The 22,015-nt window shown below is 67.3% G+C and carries 15 protein-coding genes; 9 read left to right on the top strand and 6 right to left on the bottom strand.

The features are described from left to right. Positions 1–20: 20 nt before the first annotated feature. Positions 21–1,262, bottom strand: a complete 1,242-nt coding sequence (manA, locus tag EV379_RS03260; RefSeq protein ID WP_130504879.1) for a mannose-6-phosphate isomerase, class I — start codon at positions 1,260–1,262, stop codon at positions 21–23. A 137-nt stretch (positions 1,263–1,399) separates the two neighbouring features. Between manA and EV379_RS03255 the strand changes: the two genes are divergently transcribed. The 5 genes from EV379_RS03255 (at position 1,400) to EV379_RS03235 (ending at position 9,083) form a co-directional block, all read left to right on the top strand. Further along, positions 1,400–2,578 carry an acyl-CoA dehydrogenase family protein gene (locus EV379_RS03255; protein WP_130504878.1) on the top strand — a complete coding sequence of 393 codons (1,179 nt, stop codon included), beginning with the start codon at positions 1,400–1,402 and terminating at the stop codon, positions 2,576–2,578. Positions 2,579–2,639: 61 nt separating this feature from the next. Continuing rightward, positions 2,640–3,941, top strand: coding sequence for an O-antigen ligase family protein (locus EV379_RS03250; RefSeq protein WP_130504877.1), 1,302 nt, complete (start codon positions 2,640–2,642; stop codon positions 3,939–3,941). Positions 3,942–3,944: 3 nt separating this feature from the next. Beyond that, positions 3,945–5,249, top strand: a complete 1,305-nt coding sequence (locus EV379_RS03245) for an O-antigen ligase family protein (protein WP_130504876.1) — start codon at positions 3,945–3,947, stop codon at positions 5,247–5,249. Between the two features lie 36 nt (positions 5,250–5,285). Continuing rightward, entirely contained in the window at positions 5,286–7,100 is a 1,815-nt protein-coding gene (locus tag EV379_RS03240; RefSeq protein ID WP_130504875.1) for a DUF4012 domain-containing protein, read from the top strand. A gap of 87 nt (positions 7,101–7,187) precedes the next feature. Beyond that, entirely contained in the window at positions 7,188–9,083 is a 1,896-nt protein-coding gene (locus tag EV379_RS03235; RefSeq protein WP_130504874.1) for a DUF4012 domain-containing protein, read from the top strand. A gap of 16 nt (positions 9,084–9,099) precedes the next feature. Here EV379_RS03235 and EV379_RS03230 read toward each other — a convergent pair whose 3' ends face one another. After that, the gene (locus EV379_RS03230; protein WP_130504873.1) at positions 9,100–10,413 is read right to left on the bottom strand and encodes a lipopolysaccharide biosynthesis protein; all 1,314 of its coding nucleotides are present in this window, start codon (positions 10,411–10,413) and stop codon (positions 9,100–9,102) included. A 155-nt stretch (positions 10,414–10,568) separates the two neighbouring features. Between EV379_RS03230 and EV379_RS03225 the strand changes: the two genes are divergently transcribed. Genes EV379_RS03225 through EV379_RS03215 form a run of 3 tightly spaced genes read left to right on the top strand, consistent with a single transcriptional unit; the run spans position 10,569 to position 12,652 of the window. Continuing rightward, entirely contained in the window at positions 10,569–11,504 is a 936-nt protein-coding gene (locus EV379_RS03225; protein ID WP_242616214.1) for a glycosyltransferase family 2 protein, read from the top strand. Positions 11,505–11,540: 36 nt separating this feature from the next. After that, entirely contained in the window at positions 11,541–12,278 is a 738-nt protein-coding gene (locus EV379_RS03220) for a glycosyltransferase family 2 protein (RefSeq protein WP_130504872.1), read from the top strand. Beyond that, entirely contained in the window at positions 12,275–12,652 is a 378-nt protein-coding gene (locus EV379_RS03215; RefSeq protein WP_130504871.1) for a DUF2304 domain-containing protein, read from the top strand. Before EV379_RS03220 ends, EV379_RS03215 begins: the two co-directional genes overlap by 4 nt. Before the next feature lie 37 nt (positions 12,653–12,689). Here the strand turns inward: EV379_RS03215 and EV379_RS03210 are convergent, their stop codons facing one another. Continuing rightward, complete coding sequence (locus EV379_RS03210; RefSeq protein ID WP_130504870.1) at positions 12,690–14,648, bottom strand: hypothetical protein; 1,959 nt, start codon at positions 14,646–14,648, stop codon at positions 12,690–12,692. Positions 14,649–14,831: 183 nt separating this feature from the next. Between EV379_RS03210 and EV379_RS03205 the strand changes: the two genes are divergently transcribed. Then, a complete protein-coding gene (locus EV379_RS03205) occupies positions 14,832–16,397 on the top strand; it encodes a DUF2142 domain-containing protein (RefSeq protein WP_165397275.1) in 1,566 nt (521 codons plus the stop codon). 3 nt (positions 16,398–16,400) lie between these two features. Here the strand turns inward: EV379_RS03205 and EV379_RS03200 are convergent, their stop codons facing one another. The 3 genes from EV379_RS03200 to EV379_RS03190 all read right to left on the bottom strand — a co-directional run bounded on the left by EV379_RS03200 (position 16,401) and on the right by EV379_RS03190 (position 21,929). Continuing rightward, complete coding sequence (locus EV379_RS03200; protein WP_130507267.1) at positions 16,401–17,384, bottom strand: glycosyltransferase; 984 nt, start codon at positions 17,382–17,384, stop codon at positions 16,401–16,403. A gap of 2 nt (positions 17,385–17,386) precedes the next feature. Further along, positions 17,387–19,876: a glycosyltransferase gene (locus tag EV379_RS03195; RefSeq protein WP_130504868.1), complete on the bottom strand. Its 2,490-nt coding sequence runs from the start codon at positions 19,874–19,876 to the stop codon at positions 17,387–17,389. Positions 19,877–19,958: 82 nt separating this feature from the next. After that, on the bottom strand, positions 19,959–21,929 hold the full coding sequence (locus EV379_RS03190) for a hypothetical protein (protein ID WP_130504867.1): 1,971 nt from the start codon (positions 21,927–21,929) through the stop codon (positions 19,959–19,961). Positions 21,930–22,015: the final 86 nt, after the last annotated feature.

Raw genomic sequence — 22,015 nt, 5'->3', positions numbered from 1 at the left:
AGCCTTTCCGGACGGCTCTGTCAGCCGACCGTGGCGATGAAGAGTGAGCCAGCGCCGGCGACGCCGAGCACGCCCTCCTCCGGTGTGATGAAGACGGACTCGCCGCGGGCGATCTCACTCGCGGAGCTCCCGCCCGTCAGCTGCAGCGTGCCCGCCGTGCAGAGCGCGATCGCCGCACCGCTCAGCGTGATCTCCACCGGCGCATCGGCCTCGGACCGCTCGATCGCGTACAGCACGAAGTCGGTGACATCCGGCCGGTAGACGCGCACGCCGTCGGCCGGGCGCTCCGGCTCCAGCCGCGGCACGGGGACCGGGTCGAAGCGCAGCACCTGCAGCAGCTCGTCGACGTCGATGTGCTTGGGCGTGAAGCCGCCGCGCAGCACGTTGTCGCTGGCCGCCATCAGCTCGACGCCGAGGCCGTCGAGGTACATGTGGATGTTGCCTGCCGGGAGGTAGAGCGCCTCCCCTGCCCGCAGCGTCACCCGGTTCAGCAGCAGCGCGAGAACAATGCTCGGGTCGCCGGGGTAGGCATCGGCGAGCGTGCCGACCGTCGCGAACTCGGCGGCGTAGGGGCTGTCGGCGAGCTCGGCGGATGCCGCGAGCGCCACGACCCGCTCGACCAGCCACTCCACCTCTCCGCTGTCCTCGCCCCGGCCGTCACGCAGCAGCCACTCGACGGCGTCCCGCAGGCCCTCGCGTCCGCGCAGCACCGCCTCCAACGCCTCGAGCGGACTCGGCTGCGGCTCGGCGGTCGCGGCATCCGCCCTGCGCAGCTCAGCGACGAGGTCGAGGGTCTGTGCGAGCTCCCGGAAGCCACAGAGCGCGTCGAAGCGCTCGCTCAGCGCCACGATCAGCTCCGGCTTGTGGAAGGCGTCCTTGTAGTTGCGGTCAGGCGCATCGATGGCGATGCCCGCCTCGTTCTCAAGCGCGAATCCGGCGCTCGCCTGCTCGGGCGACGGGTGCGCCTGAAGCGACAATGGCCCGGCGGCGGCCAGGACCTTGAGCAGGAACGGCAGTCGTTCACCGTGCTCGGCAATGCTCCGCTCCCCCAGCACGCCGACCGGGTCGGCCAGGACGAGCTCAGGCAGGGTCGCGGCGGATCCCGACCCGGCACCGACGATCCGGCTCGGCGATGCTGGATGGGCACCCAGCCAGAGTTCGGCCTCAGGGGTTCCGCTCGCCGCGTGCCCGAGCAACTCGGCGATCGCGGTGCGCGATCCCCAGGCGTAATCGCGCGGGGTGTTGGTGATTGCTACAAACATCGTGGGGTCCCGTCCTGCTGGCTTGAGACCAAACTACCAAGTGCATACACGCCCGGCCGTGCAGCCACCTAAGCTGAGCGGGACATCACCGACAGGCCCCTGGCGACAGGGGTCTCCGTTTGCAATGGAGCGCCGTCATGACCTTCGAGCCCCTCATCTCCGACTTCTACAACTACGAGTCGCTGCTCAGCGAGCAGGAGAAGGAGGCGATCATGGCGCTGCGCAACTACCTCGACTCCGAGGTGCGGCCCATCGTCGGCGGCTACTGGAATCGCGCGGAGTTCCCCACCGAGATCGTGCGGCCGCTGGCCGAGCTCGGCCAGTTCAGCTACGCGTGGGATGAGACCAGGCCGTTCGAGAACTCCGCCGTGTTCCGCGGCTTCCTCGCATTCGAGCTGGCCAGGGTCGATGCATCGGTCGCGACCTTCGTCGGCGTGCAGAACGGGCTGAGCTGCGGCTCAATCTCCGTCTGCGGCTCGCCGGAGCAGCGCGCGGAATGGCTGCCGCGACTGGCATCCGGTGAGATCATCGGCAGCTTCGGCCTGACCGAGCCGCAGAGCGGTTCAGACAGCGCCCAGGGCCTCCGCACCACAGCCAGGCGCGACGGCGACAACTGGGTGCTGAACGGGGCAAAGCGCTGGATCGGCAACGCCACCTTCGCCGACATCACCGTGATCTGGGCGAAGGATGTCGCGGACAACCAGGTCAAGGGCTTCATCGTGCCGACCAGCACGCCCGGGTACACCGCGAGCAAGATCGAGGGCAAGGTCAGCCTCCGCGCCGTGCAGAACGCCGACATCACGCTCGAGGACGTCGTCGTGCCCGAGTCGCTCCGGCTGGCGAACGCCAACTCGTTCAAGGACACGGCGAGCGTGCTCCGGCTGACCCGTGCAGAGGTGGCCTGGGCCGCCGTCGGTGTCGCGGCGGGCGCGTACGAGGCCGCCGTCGCCTACTCGAAGGAGCGGATGCAGTTCGGCAAGCCGATCGGCGCCCACCAGCTGGTGCAGGACATGCTGGCGAAGAGCCTCGGCAACATCACGGCGTCGCTCGGCATGGTCGTGCGGGTGTCGGAGATGCTCGACCGCGGCGAGCAGCGCGACGAGCACTCCGCCCTCGCCAAGGCCTTCACGACGGCCCGTATGCGGGAGACCGTTGCCTGGTGCCGCGAACTCTTCGGCGGCAACGGCATCGTCATCGACTACGACATCGCCCGCTTCTTCGCCGATGCCGAGGCGCTGTACTCGTACGAGGGCACGCGCGAGATGAACACCCTCATCGTCGGGCGCAGCATCACCGGGCAGGCGGCATTCGTCTGAGATCGCACGTGCGGCGGTGGGGCGGCCGTGCTGCGCGGTCCGAGTTCGATAGCCTTGGAGCATGAAGCCGGTCCGTAGCCGTTTTGCCGTGCGCGCACTGGCCTCCCTGCTGCTGTTCACGGCCATCGCAGGCCAGTTCTGGCGCAACCTCCTGAGCTGGTGGGGCTGGGGAGCACTCGCCGTGCTGCTCGTCGTCGCCTGCGTCATCGCGCTGATCCGGCTGCGCCCAGAGTGGTCGTGGCGTCGGATGCCGAAGAGCCTCTGGCTCTTCGTCGGCCTCTCCGTGCTGTCGCTCGTGTGGTCGTTCTACCCCGGCGCGACCGCCGTCGGGCTCGCGGCCCTGCTCACGACGACCGTCGCAGCACTCTTCCTCGGGCTGTGCCTGAGCTGGGTCGAGTTCCTGCGCACGCTGGGCGTCGCGCTGCGCTGGGTGCTCGGGCTCTCGATCCTGTTCGAGATCTACGTCGCCGGCGTCGTCGGCGGCCCGGTCCTGCCCTTCTTCACCGACTACGAGGGCAAGGTCCCCGCCGCCTTCTACTGGTCTCGCGGCCTGCTCTTCGACGGGGGCCCGATCGAGGGCATCGTCGCCAACCGCAATCTGCTCGCGGCGGCCGCGCTGCTCGCGCTCATCGTGTTCGGAGCCCAACTGGCCGCTCGCACTGTGCGCAGGGGGCCCGGCATCTTCTGGCTGGCAACGGCCGTCGTCACGCTCGCCCTCACCCGCTCGGCCACCGTGATGATCGCCGTCGTCGTCGTCGCGATCGCGCTCGGCTTCGCGCTCTGGGCCCGCAGGGTCGGGCCGGAGGGGCGGCGACCCGTCTACCTCACCGCCGCGGGCCTGCTCCTGCTCGGCGGGGTGCTGCTCGTGTCCCTCTGGGGCCAGCTCTTGGCCCTGTTCGGCAAGAGCGAAGACCTGACCGGCCGCTTCGACATCTGGGCATCGGTCACCGTTCTTGCAGCCGAGCGTCCCGTCGCCGGCTGGGGCTGGGTCGGCTACTGGGTGCCGTGGGTCGAGCCGTTCGAGGGTCTTGCCGTGCGCAAGGGCGTCACCTATCTGCAGGCGCACAACGCCTGGCTCGACGTCTGGATGCAGCTCGGCGTGATCGGCGTCGTGCTGTTCGCGGCGCTCGTGATCGGAACGCTCTGGCGCAGCTGGTTCCTGGCGGTCGACCGCCCGCGGGACGCCCTGGACGACAACCGGCCCTATGCGGCATCCGCCCTCGTGCCGTTCCTGCTCATGGTCGCCTTCATCGTGCAGAGCGTCGCGGAGAGCCGGATCCTGATCGAGAGCGGCTGGATGCTGCTCGTCGCGCTCGCCCTCATCACCAAACGCAATCTCGGCCGCGTCGAGACGATGCCCTGACGCATGGATGCCGCACGACACCCCGTGTTCCCGCCCGCCGTCGCCCACCTCTTCGGCTCGGCCCGCTTCGCCTCCGCCCTGACGCTGTGCATCCTCGGCGCCGCCTTCAGCACGCACCTGTTGCGGGCGACGATGGGGTGGCCGGGGCTGCTCGCCATCCTCGTCGCGCTCGTCGCGCTCGCCACCCTCTCGCTCCTCGCCCGCAGGCAGGCGATCGACTGGTACGGCCTGCCGCCGATCACCCTGCTCGTCTTCCTCGGCTGGGCCATCATCTCGGTGTTCTGGAGCACGACGACGGTGCTGAGCGGAGCCCGGGTGCTCTACCTGCTGCTCTTCACGGCGCTCGGCGTCTATCTGACGCTCGTGCGCGACACCATCCAGCTCGTGCGCGGCCTCGGCGACGTGCTGCGCGTCCTGCTCGGCGTCTCCCTCGCGCTCGAGGTGCTCTCCGGTGTCCTCCTCGACCTGCCGATCGCCTTCCTCGACATCCAGGGCAACCTGACATCGCTCGGGCCGCTGCAGGGCATCTTCGGCAGCCGCAACCAGCTCGGCCTGATCGCGCTGATCGCGCTGATCACCTTCTCCATCGAGTTCATGACGCGGTCGGTGCCGCGGATGCTCGGCGCATTCTCGATCGGGCTCGCGACGCTCTGCGTGCTGCTCTCCGGCTCCCCCGTGACCATGGGCGCATTCATCGTCGTCGTCCTCGCCGCGCTGGCGCTCGCCGGCATCCGCCGGGTGCCGAGCGCGACGCGGATGTACTGGCAGCTCGGCCTGCTCGCCATCGTGGCGATCACCGCAGCCGTGCTCTGGCTGACGCGCTCCAGGATCCTCGAGCTGCTCAACGCCGGAAGCGAATTCGAGGTGCGCATCGCCGTCTGGCGCGAGATCGTGCGTTACTCGCAGATGAACACGCTGCAGGGTTGGGGCTGGGTGGGTGCATGGCCGCCGATCGAGCCCCCGTACATCTGGATCAACCTCGCCACCCGCGGCACTCAGAGTTCGGCGCTCAGCGCCTTCTACGACGTGTACTTCCAGCTCGGCATCGTCGGCGTCATCAGCTTCAGTGCGCTCATCGGCTTCGCGCTCGTGCGCTCGTGGCTGCTCGCCAGCGAGAAGCGCAGCTCCGTCTACGTCTGGCCCGCACTCATCGTTGTCGCGCTCACCGTCACCTCCTTCGCCGAGAGCACGGTGCTCGGAGAATACGGCTGGATGCTGCTCATCGTCTGCGCCATCAAGGCCTCGCAGAGCATGAGCTGGCGCGACGCCCTGCGTCGGCACGAGCCGGAGCCGGTTCCGGAGGAATAATCACCGAGAAGTGCTTCGGTGAGCTACGTTCAATTCGTGGGAGTTGCTGGAGACGGCGTCGCTGATGCGCACCGCCCGCGGACCAAGCGGGTCGTGCTGATCGTGTTGCTCGCGGTCGTGCTTCTCGCACTGGCCGCCTCCGGGTGGCTCGCGATGCGGGTGCTGAACGCGAAGTCGGCACTCGAACAGGCAGAAGTGCTGATGCGCACCGTCGCTGCCCAGCTGGCCGACGGAGACCGGTCAGGCCTACCCGCGGCATCCGAGGAGCTCAGCGCACTGACCGCGATGGCGCTCGAACAGACGCAAGACCCCATCTGGAGCGCGGCCGAGGCCGTGCCGATGCTTGGCGCGAACCTCGGCGCGGTCCGCGCGATCGCCGAGTCTGCCGAGCTGATCGCACGGGATGCCGTTGCACCGCTTGCCGCCGCGGCCGACACCCTCACGCTCGACGTCATCAAACCCGTCAACGGCCGGATCAATATGGAGTCTGTCCGCCACCTCGCAGACATCGCGGGCCCGGCAGCGGCAGCGATCCGCTCCGCAGCGCGGACCATCGACGCCGTCGACTTCGATCAGACGCTGCCGCCGCTCTCGGCTGCCGGTCGCAGTCTCGCCGAACAGCTGGCCGGAGCGTTGCCGGTCGTCGACGAGCTCGACACGGCGCTGCAGCTCGCGCCAGACATGCTCGGTTCTTCTGGACCGCGCAGCTATGTTCTCGTGTTCCAGAATCTGGCCGAGTCGACCGCACTCGGTGGCACGGCCGCCGCTCTGACGGAGCTGACGATCGACGACGGCGTCATCTCCATCGGCAGGCAGGCATCCAGCCAGTCGTTCGGGCGAGACCTCAACGTGCCTGTGCTCCCCGTCGATCCCGGCGTGGCCGCCGTGTTCAACCCCTACATGTACGCAACGCTCAACCTGGCGACCAGCCGCCCCGACTTTCCGACCGCGGCCCAGCTCGCCGCCGCGTTCTGGTCACGCGACATCGGGGGCGCACCAGACGGAGTCATCGCGGTCGACCCTGTGGCTCTCTCGTACATCTTGAAGGCGACGGGCCCCGTCGCGCTCAGCAGCGGTGATCAGCTGAGCGGGGAGAACGCCGTCGCACTCCTCCTGAACGGGATCTACCTGCGCTACCCGGGCGAAGACGGCCCCGACCTGACGGACGCATTCTTCGCGGAGGCCGCGCGTGCGGTGTTCACCGCGCTGACTCAGTCCACCGGCGACACCGCCGCGCTGGCATCCGCGGTCACACGGGGCGTCGACGAGCACCGGATCATGATGTGGAGCGCACACCCCGAGGAACAGGCCGCGCTTGCACGCACGCCGTTGGCCGGCATCCTGCCAAGCGACAACACGGCGGAGAGCGTGACCGGGGTCTTCTTCCGCGACATGTCGGTATCGAAGGTCGACTTCTATCTGCAGACGGCTGCAACCCTGACGAGCGACGCGTGCACTGCTGCTTCTCCGACGTTCACGACCGATGTTGAACTGCATTCGATGCTCACCCAAGAACAGGCGGACGCTTTGCCGCCGTTCGTTGCCAGCGGAGTGTGGAGGGGCGAGAAGTTCAAGACTCAAGTCTTCGTTTACGGGCCGCCGGGAACGACGCTGACCGGTGCGACGATCACGCTCGGCGGCGATGCCGAGACGTTCGTGGGCGATGCCGGCACCGACCTCGGTCGCCCCGTCGCGACATACTGGGTGATGCTGAGCCCTGGTGAGACGGTGGGGCTGCGCGCGACGTTCGCAGGGCCAGAAGGTGTCTACGGCCCTCCGGGCCTCCGCACGACCCCGATGCTCAACGCGACGACGACCACCGTCAACGCCGAGGGTTGCCCTGCGGGATAGTCCAGTCGCCTGTCGGTTCGGCCGGCGACGCCCCGTCTGGGCTGTGCCTCAGCAAGTTCCCATTGCGCATACGCTACGGTTCGTACGGTGATCGAAACAACTCGTGGTCGAGGCCGGCGCGCTCGTTCCCGTGCAGACGCGTCCAACGCTCCAGCGAACCGCACGGTGCGGACATCGGATGCCGTCCGTCATGCGCGCCGCCAGCGCGGCGCAGCAGGCAGGACCGTTCTCATCGCGACCGCGGGAGTTCTCGTCTTGTTCGTCGCCGGCGGTGCCTGGTTGGCCACGAAGGCCCTCACTGCGAAGGATGCTCTGGAAGAAGCCCAAGGCCTCGTCGGAACGGTCAAGGACCAGGCCGGCAGCTTGGATTTCAACGGGATCGGGCAGACGGCCGAACGACTGTCAGTACTCACAGACACCGCCGTACAGCAGACGGCCGATCCGGTGTGGCGCGCAGCCGAATACATCCCGGTCGCCGGAGCCAATCTGAAGGCTGTTCGACAGCTCGCCGAGTCGGTCGACTCGCTCGCCACCGACACGATTGCGCCGCTGGCCGCCGTCGCGTCTGGGCTCAGCGTCGAGGCGCTCAAGCCCGTCGACGGCAAGGTGAACCTTGAGCCGATCGTGCAGTTGAGCAATGCCATCGGGCCGGCGTCGGCCGCGTTCCGCCAGGCCAGGGCAGACGTTGCATCGATCGAGTTCGACGGCACCGTCAGTCAGGTGAGTGCCGCCGGCGACAAGCTGAACGGCATGCTCACCACCGCCGAGCCCCTGATCGACCAGGTTGAAGCGGTCTTGACAGTGGCTCCGGGCATGCTCGGTGCAGACGGCCCGCGCAGGTACGTCCTGATCTTTGAGAACTTGGCGGAGACGACGGCGCTCGGGGGCACGGCCGCCGCACTGTCTGAGGTGACGCTCGACAACGGCGCGATCAGCATCACACGGCAGGCGTCAAGCCAGGACTTCCCGTGGCGGGTGGACAACCCCGTGATTCCGATCGACCCCGCGGTGTCCGCGGTGTTCAACGGCAACATGTATCTGATGTTGAACCTGGCCACGAGCCGACCCGATTTCCCCACCGCCGCCCAGATCACCTCCGCCTTCTGGGAGCAGGACATCGGCGGTGTCCCTGACGGCGTGATCTCAATCGACCCCGTGGCACTTTCCCACATCCTGGGCGCAACCGGACCAGTGTCGCTGAGCACCGGCGACCAGCTCAGCGCGGACAACGCCGTGGCGCTTCTTCTCAACGAGATCTACTTCCGATACCAGGGAGAAGATGGCCCCGATCAGACTGACGCCTTCTTCGAGGAGGCCGCAAAGACCTTGTTCGGCGCGCTGACAAGTTCCAGCGCGGATCCGAAGGCGCTCGTTGAGTCACTCATGAAGGGCGTCAAGGAGCACCGGATCATGGCCTGGAGCGCGCACCCGGAGGAACAAGCCGTGCTCGCGACTTCGCCGGTCGCCGGCGTCCTGCCGACGACGAATGAAGAGAACTCGACAACCGGGGTCTTCTTCCGCGACATGTCCGTGTCGAAGATGGATTTCTACCTGAAAACCGCGGCGACGCTGACGACCGACGTCTGCACCGCGGCGACGCCCACCTTCACGACGACCGTGGATCTGCATTCGGATCTCACCGAGGAGTTGGCCGACGAGCTCCCGGCCTACGTGGCGAGCGGCGTCTGGAAGGGCGAGAAGTTCAAGACCCAGGTTTTCATCTACGGCCCGCCGGGCACCACACTGCTGGAGAACTCCGTCATCGGGGGCGGGGATGACGAGACATTCGTCGACGCGCCCCAAAGCGACCTCGGGCGGCCGGTGTCCACGTTCTGGGTGATGCTGAAGCCCGGCGAGACCAAGTCGGTCACCGCAACCTTCACCGGCGCGGCCGGAGAGTACGGGTCCCCGGCGCTCTGGCCGACCCCGATGCTGAACCCGACAACGACCACGGTCAACGCCGCGGGATGTCAGGCGAAGTAGTTCGCGCTCCGTCGGGTCAGGCCGTGGTGACGCGCTCGCGAAGCGCGACGCGGATGCGCACCAGGTGCCATGCGATGCCGACGATCGGCCCGACGGACAGCGCCAAGGATGCCCGGAATTCCAGCGGCAGCGGCACAAAGAGCACGGCGAGAGCGACGACGGAGGCGATCACCCAGCCGAGCGCGTAGTCACGGTGCTTGTCTAACGCGAGCAGGGCCGGACCGGTGACACAGAGCATTCCGATGAACCCGGATGAGACGACGAGCGGCACCAGTGCTGCCGTCGACAGGTTCAGGTCCGGCCGCACGAACGTCACAAGTGCCCAGTATCCCCAGAGCCACGTGACGACGGCGAGAACGGCCATGGTGGCTGCGATCGCTCCCATCGCCTTGAGCATGAATGCCCAGAGTGCGTCACGGTCGTTCGTGAAGCGGGTGACCAGATAGCTCTGCAGCGCCATCATCGGAACCAGAATGGGCGCGCGCGTCAGCGTGATTGCAAAGATCAGCGCTCCGAGGGTCTCCTCCTCGCCACTCTGTGCGTAGAACGCGAGCACCAGCGGGAAGCCGTTGATCAGGACTGCCGTCGCAGAGGCAGCGATCACGGTGTGCATGGAGTTCCTCGCGAGCGTGCGGTATCCGAACGGCGAGTGCCCAAGGCGGCGCAACACCCGCGGCGCGCAACAGAAGACGATGGTGATCGCGAGAGGGAACGGCAGCACGATCGCCCATGCGAACATGGTCGGGTCGCCGGTCACGGAAAGCACGAGCGACACAGCCAACAAACGGATGAGTGCGTCGAGCAAGATGACGGCGGCCAGCAGCTTCCAGCGCTGCGCTCCCGCCATGGCCCCGCTCATCGTCGCGACGACGGCGTTGGCTGCCGAGCCGACCGCGACCTGCACGGCCAGGGCGGAGTTCTCCTCCCCCAGCGAGCCCGGGGCCCAGAGCGGGCTGGTTGCCAGCACGATGACCCCGACGATCACGCCGGCCCCTGCACCGAAGAGCCACAGCGAGCTCCGGCGCACCGGCCTCGCCGCCGACCGCAGCGCCTCAGCTGTGGCTCTGGTCGTCTCCTGTTGCAGGCCAAAGAGTACGCCGACCACGAGGAAGAGTGCCGACCAGAACACACCGAACACGACGTAGTCGGCTTGGCCGAGCACCCGGATCGCGTTCCACATCACGAGGTATCCGGCGACACCGGCCACGAGCGTGGCTGCGAGCATCCACTTCACATCGCCGCCCGGCCCGAGGCCTGACGCCTCCGGCACGTCCGGAAGCGCGGCGTCCGCTGCCTCGTGATCGCGCACGGTGTCTCCTTCTGCTGCCACGTTCAGCGGATCCCTTCGATTGCTCTGCGGGCGATTGCTAGGCTGGATGGACGCTCCGGCGCCTGTGCAGAGCCCTGCCCGCCGCGTCTGCAGCGTTTCGCTCGACCTACCGTCGGGCACCGACCAAGCACCGTGTGCAGAAGAGTTCCCCAATTATGTCATCTCCCTCATCCGCCACCGCCGTGAGCATCGACATCGTCATGCCGTTCTACGGCAGCTTCGATCTGCTGCGCGCCGCCGTGTTGAGCGTGCAGGCGCAGACCGATCCGGACTGGCGGCTGACGATCGTCGATGACAGGTACCCCGATCCGGAGCCGATGGCGTGGGCGCGAACGCTCAACGATCCGCGCATCACCGTCGTGGAGAACGCTCACAACCTCGGCGTCAGCGGCAACTTCACGCGCAGTGTGGAGCTCGCCGACGCCGACTTCGCCATGATCATCGGCTGCGACGACATCCTCTTGCCCACTTACATCAGCAGGATGCGTGAGCTCGCTGCGCGCTTCCCCGATGCCGCCTATCTGCAGCCGGGCGTGGAGGTGATCGACGCGGACGGAACCGTTGTGCTCCCCCTCGCCGACCGTGTCAAAGGCTATTACCGGCCTACGGTCTCTGGGCCACGATCGTTGAGCGGAGAGACGCTCGCCACGAGCCTCCTGCGCGGAAACTGGACCTACTTCCCCTCCATCCTCTGGCGTACGGAGGTGCTGAAGAAGCACGGCTTCCGTTCCGACCTCGACGTGGTGCTCGACCTTGCCCTGCAGATCGAGATCGTCACAGACGGTGGCATCCTCGTCCTCGACACCGTGCCCACCTTCCGTTACCGGCGACACCAGGCCAGTGTTTCGTCGTGGAAGGCCAGCGACGGGAGCCGCTTCCGTGAGGAGCAGCGCTACTTCCTTGAGGCCGCAGCGGCGATGCGTGAGCTCGGCTGGCGCCGCGCGGCGGGTGCAGCCACCCGCCACGTCACCAGCAGACTCAACGCCGTGACCCGGCTGCCGTCAGCGCTCTCTGCGCGCGACCGTTCTGGCATCCGCAGCCTGCTCGGCCATGCTCTGAGCATGCGCACCTCACCGCGGAATCAGCTCTGAGCAAGCGCGGAGTTCACGATTGCTAGGATCAAGCTCATGTCTGAACGCCTGAACCGAACCCTCATCGTCATGCCGGCGTTCAACGAGGAAGAGGCCGTCGGTGCTGTGGTGCGCGAAGTGCTGCAGACGCTTCCGGGCGTTCACTGCCTCGTCGTCAACGATGGATCGCGAGATGAAACGACGGCGCGTGCCAGGGAGGCCGGAGCCACGGTCGCCGAGCTTCCGTTCAACCTCGGCGTCGGCGGCGCGATGCGCCTCGGGTTCCGCTACGCGCTTGAGCACGGCTTCGATAACGTCGTGCAGCTCGATTCCGACGGCCAACACGACCCGCGGAGCGTTCCCGCGCTACTTGCGGCACTCGACAACGCAGATCTGGTGATCGGTGCACGATTCGCAGGCGAGGGCGACTACGAGGTGCGCGGCCCGCGCAAGTGGGCGATGCGTTTCCTCGCCTCAACGCTCAGTCGCACGGCGCACACCACGCTGACAGACACCACGTCCGGCTTCAAGGCGATGGGCCCACGCACCGTCGCGCTCTTCGCGCAGCACTACCCGGCCGAGTACCTCGGCGACACGATCGAGGCGCTGGTCATCGCGGCCCGTGCCGGCTGCGTCATCACCCAGATACCGGTGTCGATGCGCCCAAGGGCTGGCGGCAAGCCGTCGCACAACCCGTTCAAGGCAGCGGCCTACCTCGGCCGCGCGTTCCTTGCCCTCGGCTTCGCCCTGATCAGACCACCATCGAACATTCGACACGAGGCCGCAACAGCATGAGCGTCACCACATACATCCTCGGCATCGTGGCCGCACTGTTCACGCTTGCCGTCGTCATCGAGATGCTGCGACGCCGGAGTCTGCGTGAGCGTCACGCCGTCTGGTGGCTGATTGCCGGATTGCTCGCGCTTCTGATCGGCATCTTCCCCGGGATCCTCGAGTGGGCGGCGACACTCGTCGGCGTCGATGCCCCGACGAACCTCATCTTCTTCGTCAGCATCGCGATCCTCGTCCTTGTCTGCGTCCAGCACAGCGCAGAGCTCACGACTCTCGAGTCAAAGACTCGCGCGCTGGCCGAGGAGGCCACCCTGCATGATCTGCGCTTGCGCCAGCTTGAAGCTCTCGCCGATGCGGCGCAGGGGCGCAGCAAGTAGCATCACTCACTCGCCGGGTGGTGGAACGCACGCTGCGCTACACAGCGGGAGTTTCCTCCGTCATTCGCACGGTGATCTCGGCGTCGGTGCAGGCCGTCAGGAGTTCGTCCTCGAGCGCGGGGTCGGCCGTCTCGATCACAACCGGGCCGTTCCAGTCTCGCGCGGCGGCACAAAGCTGTCCGACATCGTCGGCGTCCAGCGTGTACGAGTGGTCACGGATCGGATCGGCACTCGAGTCCGCCTGGAGTTGCAGCAGCCAGCCGTTCACGAAGGCGTCTTCACCGGGGGCGCCGAGTCGCGCAACAATCGTCTTGCTGCCGTCATCCGCGATGCGGAACAGTCGGTCGCTGCGCACGGTATCAGCTCCGCGGGCCTCTGACAGTGCAACCTTATTGAGCGGGAGTGCGCTGCCGAGTCCGGCTGGCAACGGAACGGCTCGCAGGCTCGAGACGGTCACGACCAGGCAGGCCAGGACGATCGCTGCACCCAGCAGCCCGCGGGCCTGTGCATGGCCGAGCCACTCGAGAATGATGGCGGCGAGCAACACCGTGACGAAGATGCACAGCAGCCACGCCAGTTTCACAGGGTAGTAGCCCCACAGACTGGCGACACCCATACGCTGGACGAGCAGGTAGGCGAGTGCGATACCACCCGTGAGCAACACGACAACGACCCCGGCGAATTCGTGGCGACGGCCCATGCCGACCGCCGTCACAACAGCCAGGGTGAACAGCACCATCGCCGCCGTGGCAACAGAGTTCGCCGTGATCAGAGGGGTAGCCCCGTCTGCACTCAGTGCGGCGCCGTCTTTGGCGAGGTCGGGGAGCGTGACGATCAGCACATAGGCGGGCAGTTGCAGAGCGGCGCACCACCACAACGCGGCGACGCGGCCACGGAGAGCGATGAAGAGCCTCCACCGCGTCAACACGCCGACTGCGGCGAGCCCGATGGGCAGCGCGGCGAGCGGCGCCCACGCCGCGAGCATCAGTGTCGTCGTCAGAAGCAGAATCGCGCTGGCCATCACCGGTCGCGCCGGCAGTTCTTTCCATGTCAGCCACGCGACGAAGAGCAGCGAGACGGCTGCCATCACATTGAGGAATCCGAACTCGATCATCGAGCCCGTGGCGTACCAGCTGAGCGGAATCGCTGAGCCCAGGAGGCCGGCCGCGAAACGCAGAGCCCTCCGCCTCGCCGGCACGGCACGTGCGACGATCAGGCCGGCCAGAGCGGCGGCGAGCAAGGTGAGCAGAATCCACAGTTCAGCCTGTCGCGCGACGTCATGCCTGAGCATCTCGGGCGCTGCGGATCGTCCCGGCGCGATCCAGCTGGCAACGAGGGCGTTCATCAACGGAGAAGGATTGGCGTGTGCGGTGCCGACGATGCCGCCGTCACCGAGGATGAATCGGCCGGCGACGGTGTTCCAGACCATGTCGTTGTTCATGGCCCACGCGTAACCGGGTTGCCCGAGTAGGAACGCGCCGAACACCATCGCCCCGCTCAGCAGCGGCAGCGTCAGCGCCGCGGCCGCCGTGAGTCGCTGGGACCTGTCTGGCACGGCCAGCGCATTCGCGGGTGTGCGGATGAGGAGCACCAGAAGCCCGATGCCCGCGAGCACGAGCGCCGCGATCCCAGCCACCCCGTAGTCCCAGCCGACCAGGGGAAGTGTTCGACTGAGGATCGTGTGCCCACCGAGCAGCAGCACCAGTGCGGATGCCGCGCTCAAAGCCCATGAGAAGGAGCGTGCCAGCGCCCAGCTGCCGAGCAGGAGCACGGTGAGCACAAGGAGCGCCGGACTGCCGCCCGCCGCAGCGACGGCGCTTCCGACGGTGAGCAGGGCGGCGCCGACACCAACGGCGATGCGCTGGCCAGGTAGCCGGGGCACCCGCACCGTTCGCCTGGGGCGCGGCGGAGCCTGAACCGGCGGGATGACCACATCGAGCGGGTCGACTTCGCTCGGTTTGGGCTCATGCGGGCCTGAGTCAATCGCGGTCGTCACCGGGCAATTCTAATCACTCGCACCTGTGCGTCCGCGCCGCAGGCTCCGGCGCGCTGCGCACGGGTAGATCTGTACAGTGGAGCGGGGGCAATCGCCGCCGCCGAATCTGATTACCGTGTAGAGGCTCCGACAATGCCCCATCCCGCCATGCCAGCCGCGCGCCAGGTAGCGCCCTCTGGCCGTATGCCACGCCCTCGAACGCTGTTCTGGGTGAGTTGGCTGCTCGCGAGCCTGCTCAGCATCGCCTGGGCGATCGCGACGCCGATCTCGGCGTCGCCGGATGAGCCAGCGCACATGGTGAAAGCGGCATCAGTTGTGCGGGGACAGCTCGTCGGAGAACCCTCCGCTCTCGGCCATGTCGTGCAGGTTCCGGCGTATGTCGCCGCGACACACGCGGAGACCTGCTTCGCGTTCCACCCGGCGGTGACCGCAGACTGCGTCGACGCCCTCGCCGGCGACGGCAACGCGCTCGTCGACTCCACGACGACTGCCGGCCTGTACAACCCCGTGTATTACGTTCTGGTCGGCTGGCCAAGCCTGATCTTCCAGAACGAGGCGGGACTGTACGCGATGCGGGCTGTGAGCGCCGTGTTGTTCTCCCTTTTCCTCGCTCTCACCGTGCTCACGGTGTCTGGGTGGCGTCGTCCGGCCCTCCCGCTGGCCGCACTCGCGATCGCGGTCCCGCCGATGCTCATCTTCCTCGGAGGCTCCGTCAACCCGAACGCCGTCGAAACCACTGCGACGCTGGCGGCGTTCGCCGGCATGCTCGGCGTCGCGCTACATCCCTCTCGTTCACTTCTCGTGCAGCGGAGCATGATCGTGTTGGCCGGCAGCGCAATGGCGGCGAACACCCGCGGTCTCTCACCGCTCTGGGTGTTGCTCGCCATCGCCATCCCCTTGCTTCTGATCGGCTGGAGCGGCATCCGGGAGCTCCTGCGCCGTCGCCCGGTGCAATGGGCGATCGCAGGCACCGCGGCCGCGGCCCTCTTCGCGCTGTCGTGGTTGTTTGGCAGCAGCTCGTTGACAGCCGCCGTCGAACAGGAAGACAACTTTCAGACCTTCCCCGGGGTCGGCACCCACCCGCTCGCCGGTTTCGTGATGACCCTGCGCGAGACCTTCGGCTATGCGCAGGGCATGATCGGCAACTTCGGCTGGCTCGACACCCCCGCGCCACTCGGCACCTACGCACTCTGGGCAGCGCTCAGCGGGGCAATCGTGCTCGCGGCTTTCTCGATACTCCGCGGCCGCTCGGCCCTGTTCGCCGCCGTCCTCACGGCGTGCTTCGTGTTCCTGCCCCCCATCATCCAGGGCATCTACATCACCGCGGGCGGGCTCATCTGGCAGGGCAGGTACAACCTTCCACTCTTTGCCATCGCCGTGCTCGGCATCGTTGCGGTGCTGTCATCCGCGCGCAACACTGCATCCCCCGTCGAGGAACGGCCTCAGACCCGCAGTGCCTTCAACCGGCTCACGCTCCTCGTGTGGGCGCTGTGGGCCGCCGCGCAGTTCGCGTGCTTCGCCGAGGCATTGCGGCGCTACGCGGTCGGCTCAACCGGCTCGTGGAAGAAGCTGGTACTCGATCCGGAGTGGGCGCCACCCGGAGGGACAGCGCTCTGGCTGACGGCTAGCGCCCTGCTGCTCGGATCCACCGCCTGGCTCGCGTGGACGGCCGGGCGCCGTCTGGACGCCAACTCACCCGTTGTGGCAGCGACAGAGACCATCCGGGCCGACAAGCTCCGGGCCGGATGAGTCTCAGGCCGGCTGAAAGAGGTCGCGCACCACGTCGGTCATGCCTTGGCTGGCGTAGCGGCTGTAAGCGCCGCTGCTGAGCAGCCGGATGACGCCGGAGATGCGCATCCAGCGCCGAGGCGGGAGCGCCGCCCTGGCACCTTCGAAGGCGCTCTTCTGCTCGGCGGCGAGGCGGTCGGCCGCGCTGAATCCGGATTCCGAGAGTTTTGCGGCGAGGAGCGCTGAGCGTTGCGCCAGCTCGCGATTGCGTGAGCCGCGCGGCTGAAGCACCCGGCGCACCTTGTTCCCGAGCGTCGGAGTCCTGACCCCGATCTGATTGCTTCCGTGTTGACGGTAGTCGACGACGGGTTGTTCGAGCAGCGTGATCTGCCCGCGCGCGGCAGCCATGATCGCGAGCCATTCGTCGTGCACCCACTCTGCCGGGAACGGAAGGGCGGTCGCCAACAGCTCCCGTCGGAACACGACGGTCGCACCCGTCACCAGATTGCGCCGCAGCAGTGTCCCGAATGGATGCCGGCGCAGCTCGTCGCGCGTGTGCTCGGTCACCTCGAGCGTCTCGAGGAGCGTCGCCCCGAGCGGGTCTCCTCCGGCATCGACGAGGCGCGCATCGGCGGCGAGCAACAGCAACTCCGGGTTGGCATCGAATTCGGCCAGCTGAAGCTGGAGCCGCCCGGGAAGCCACCGGTCGTCCTGGTCACTCAACGCGATCAGCTCGGAGCGGCACGCCGCGACGGCCCGCTCGAAGTTCTTGGTGACACCGTTGCCGCCGGCACCGTCGAGCACACGTACCTCGATCGTCGACCCTGCGGCGCGCAGCGCCTGTGCGAAAGCCGCGACACGCTCCAGGGTGTCATCGCGCGAGCCGTCATCGGCAACGACGATCTCTGCGACGAGCTGGCCCTGTTCAGCTATGCTCCACAGTTGCTCGTCGATGTACGCTGCGCCGTTGAATGTGCACAGGGCAACTGAGACTCGCGCCGTCAGCATGGTCACCTGAAACGTCGACCGAGGCGGCTCTTGACCTTCTTCACCACGACCTGGGGCCCTCCCGTGCGCATGTAGTGCACGAAGAGCCCAACGTCGTGACGGAAGCCGTGCTTGCGCGTGCGCGGCGCGACGCGGCGCTCAGCGGCGCCGGATGACGCGCGCACAGCCCCGCTGGCGACGAGGTCGGCGGCATGGCTCGGCGCGGCGACGAAGTCGACCAGCGGCGCGAGCACGCTCGCCCACTCGTACTGCTTCCGCACCCGGCCGATGTTGCGGCGCGTGCTGGCGGCGAACTTCTCGTCGAAGAGCACCTTCTCCAGCGCGTCGGCCAGGGCGATCTCGTCGGTCGGCGGCACGACGACGCCGAGCTTCTCCGAGGCGATCAGCTCGGCGAAGTGGTCGCCCTCCGTCACCACCATCGGCAGCGAGGCCCAGAGGTAGTCGAGGATGCGGGTGCGGAAGGAGAAGGTGGTCTCGACGTGGGCGTAGTGCGTGGAGACGCCGGCATCCGCCTCGCCGAGGTAGTTGTGCCGCTCGGCGTAGTCCACCCAGGAGTCGTTGAAGAACACGGCCGTGTCCAGTACCCCGAGCTCCTTGGCCAGCGCCCGGGACTCCGCGACGATGCCCATCTCCGGCACGCCGGGGTGCGGGTGCTTGGTGCCCTGGAAGAACAGCCGCACATTATCGTGCGTCTCGCTGAGGCGGGCCACGGCCCGGATCAGCGTCTTCGGGTCGAACCAGTTGTACAGCCCGCCGCTCCAGAGCAGCACCTTGTCGTCGGCGCCGATGCCCGGCAGCACGCCCTTGAGGACCGGCTTGGTCGGTGCGGGGAACACCGGGTTCAGGCCGAACGGGACCACGCTGATCAGCTTGGTCAGGTCGGGGTCGTCCGCGTAGTTGGCCGGGTTGATCCGGCCGAGGGCGGCCAGCTGGCCGAGGTAGAAGTGGCGCTGGCGCTCGGAGGCGCAGAGGAAGAAGTCGCCGCGGAGCAGCTGCTCGTTGAGCACCTCGGTGGCGTCGACGACCTGCTTCTCCCACTGCACGGCGCCCTGCTCGCGTCCCTGCTCGAGCTGTTCGAGGTGCATCGGGTCGTAGATGTCGGCGACGATGATCTTGTCGCTCTTGCGCAGCGACTCGAACAGCGCCATCGCCAGGCCCTGGAACACGATGACGTCGGACTCACGCTCGAGCTTGCGCATCGCCTTGTCGTCGCCCGGGCGCACGTGCGCGATGGAGAACGGGGCGGCCATGTCCTCGGCGCCGGCAAGGGTGACCAGGGTGACCAGGTTGTCCTTGGAGAGCGCCTCGGCCATGTTCCAGGCCCTGATCGCGGGGCCGGCCATCTTGGCGCCGAGCGGGTCGCCGGTGATGATCAGCACGCGGTTGACCTGCGGCGCCTGGGTCACGGCGAAGGCGTTGACGAGGTTGTCGTAGCCCTCGAGGTAGTGGTCGTTCTGGAACGAGGGCGCGTCGGTGTCGCCGAACAGCGTCCACAGCCGGTTGTCGCTGACGACGCGCGAGGCCTGGATCTCGGCGCGCGAGCGCTGCAGCGACGGCAGCAGCTCGACGAACTGGTCGATCGCGAAGATGCCGGCGACGGTCTGCTTGGAGACCTCGATGGTCGGGCCGTCATCCGCCCCCTTGCGCAGGTCGAAGGCCGTGGAGTCCAGCTCGCCGCGGGCGACGGCCCGGCGGACGCCGAGCGCCAGCGTGGCGGGCAGTGCCTCGGCCAGCGCCTCGTCGCCGAGATTCTTGTACTGCGTGAACAGGGCGTTCCGCTCGAGCAGGTAGCTCTCCTTGAACGAGCCGAAGGCCGACATCGACGCGTGGTGCTTGTGGTACGCCAGCGACGCCGGCTCGTAGACGAAGCGGTAGCCGGCGAGGTTCAGCCGCCAGCCGAGGTCGACGTCCTCGAAGAACATGAAGTAGCGCTCGTCGAAGCCGCCGAGCTGGTCGTAGACGTCGCGGCGCACGAACATGGCGGAGCCGGTGCCGAACAGCACGTCGTGCACGCGGTCCGGCTGCTTCGGAACGGGCTGGGCGGTGAGCGGCTTGTACCCCTGACCGAACCAGGTCATGGCCGAACCGATGTAGTCGACGAGCTTGCCGTCCCAGTCCAGCACCCGGCTGGCGACGGCGCCGACCGACGGGCTCTCGGCGAAGCGGTTCACAGCGGCGCGCACCCAGCCGGCATCCGGCTTCGCATCGTTGTTCAAGAGTGCGATGTACTCGCCACTTGACTCCTTGACACCGAGGTTGCAGCCGCCGGCGAAGCCGAGATTGGTCTTCGATTCGACAAGGTTCACGTGCGGCGCGGCCGCGCGAATGCGAGCACTGCTGTCGTCGCCGGACGCGTTCTCGACGACGACGATCTCGAGCAGTTCTGCAGGCCAGTCCAGCTTGCCGAGTTTGTCAATGGCTTCAATGGTGTCGTCGGTTCCTCTGAAGTTCACGAGGACAACGGAAACGACACCGGGTCGCAGCTTGGGCATGCGGGCCTTTCTATAGAAAACGGCAACCACAACCCTAGCAAGTGCCGCTTCGGCTCAGCCGGGGCCCCGGCGCGGCTCACTGTCAGGACACAGTGACCCGTTCGCAGCGCAGCAGCTCCTCCGTGCCGTGAACGCAGACCTCATAGTTGCCGGGCGGCTTGGGGATGGTGATGTCAAATCCGTGGTTCGGCCCGCTGCCAGGGTAGTAGCGGTCAAACCAGCTCAGAGGCGCATCGGCCTTGTATGGGCCGCCTGTCCCGTTGAAGTTGACCCACAGCCATGACGGGGCAGACGTCGTCAGGTCGACGGACCAGCCGCGCAATCGCACACCGCCTGCCACGGCCTCGATCGAATCGACGTGACCGTCTGCAGCCTTGGCGACGGTGACGGTTTCACAGCGCAGCAGGCTGACAGCGCCATACACGCAGACCTGGTGAGCGCCCTTCTTGGCCGGCACCTTGACGTCGAAACCGTTGTTCACCCCGATACCCGGCAGCAGGTTCGGCAGCCACGTCTTGGCGGTGTTGGTGCGGAACGGCCCACCGACGCCATCGACGTTGACCCAGATGAAGGAGCTCGCCGGCGACGTGTAGTCGGCCGACCAACCGGATGCCACGACGCCACCGGTCACCGGGACGACTGAGTCAAGCGCGCCGGTGCCGCGCGGCACCACCACGTTGCTGCACGAGATGAGCTGGCTGCGCGTGCCGTAGACCCCGTAGACGCAGACCTCCCGCGGGCCGGGCGCTGCGGGTACCGTGACGGAGAAGCCGTGGTTCGATCCAGCGCCGGGGAAATACGAATTGATCCAGGGCAGCTCCCCTGCGGCGAGGTGCGCTCCCCCGACGCCATCGACGTTCACCCAGATGTATGCGGGAGCCGTCGTCGCGTGGTCGACGGCCCAGCCCGTGAGAGCGACGCCGCCCCAGGTTCCCGTCGCGGTGTCAACGGAACCGTTGCCGTACGGCACCGTCACCCACTTGCAGGCCAGCACACCCAGCGTGCCGTACACGCAGACTTCGTGGTCCCCCACCGAGGCGGGGATCGTCTCGGAGAATCCGTGGTTGGCACCGTAGCCGGGGAAGAGGGTGTTGAACCAGCCCAGCGGCTTGTTGGCGACATACGGGCCACCTTGGCCGTCGATGTTCACCCAGATGTATGACGATGCGGTCGTGGCCGGGTCAATCGACCAGCCTCCGATCTGGATCCCCTTGTAGACTCCCGTCGCCGAGTCGAGGCTGCCGTAGCGCGGCGCGACTGTGGAGCCGAACCAGTCCGTGTACATGCGCCAAAAGTTGCGGTTTCCGTATGCCCCGCAGGCGTCACCGGTGCCGTACAGGTTGGCGAGCGCGGAGGCGTTCGGCTGGTAAGGCGTGTAGTAGTACAGTGCTGCAGTCGCAGCGTTGCGAATGCGCACGGGCGACGAACCACAGGCCGCGTTCGGGTGGTAGGCGACATTCGTCGTCGCGCCGACGGGGTACCAGGTGTACGTCTTGTTCGTTCCCGGCGGGTTCGCGTAACGCTTGAACTGCCATGCCGATTTGTAGACCTGATTGTAGAAGCCGAAGAACGCGGTGTCACAGTCGGCGGTGTCGGGGCAGGCGTATCCCATCGCCCTGTCGTACTTGGAGGTCGAGGCAATCCTCGTCGAGACGAGGCCCTGTTCCTTCTCGAGGGTGACGAGGAGCACACGCGGGTTGATACCGCACGCTGTGGCCACCTTGGCGATCACACGGGCGGCACTCTCGTTCCCAGCTCCGGAGTATGAGGAGCACATTGCGTCGGCCGAGCGCGTATACGTGTTGACACGGTAGTCCTTAAGGCACGTGTAGCCGCTGGCGCACCCGTTGCTCTTGGCATTGAGGAAGCTCTGGATCTCCCCCTCGGTCATCGCGGAACCGGCGTAGAAGTTCTCGTCGCTGATGATGTAACCCGGGTCGAACTCCGCCGCGGAGGCGGCCGCTGCGGGCTGAAGGTCCGCGCTGATCGTCACGGGAACAAGCACTCCGACCGCCAGCGCGAGCGCCGCCAACATCCCCACAAACGTCCTCATGCCAACCAATCCTCGTGACAGCGCGCCGATTCGCGGCCGCTCCGAGCGTACGGTGCGTGGCGCTAACAGGCGGCCATCACAGTCGG

Source organism: Microterricola gilva (assembly GCF_004217495.1).
Lineage (GTDB): Bacteria > Actinomycetota > Actinomycetes > Actinomycetales > Microbacteriaceae > Microterricola > Microterricola gilva.
This window is presented reverse-complemented; position numbering and strand designations above follow the sequence as displayed.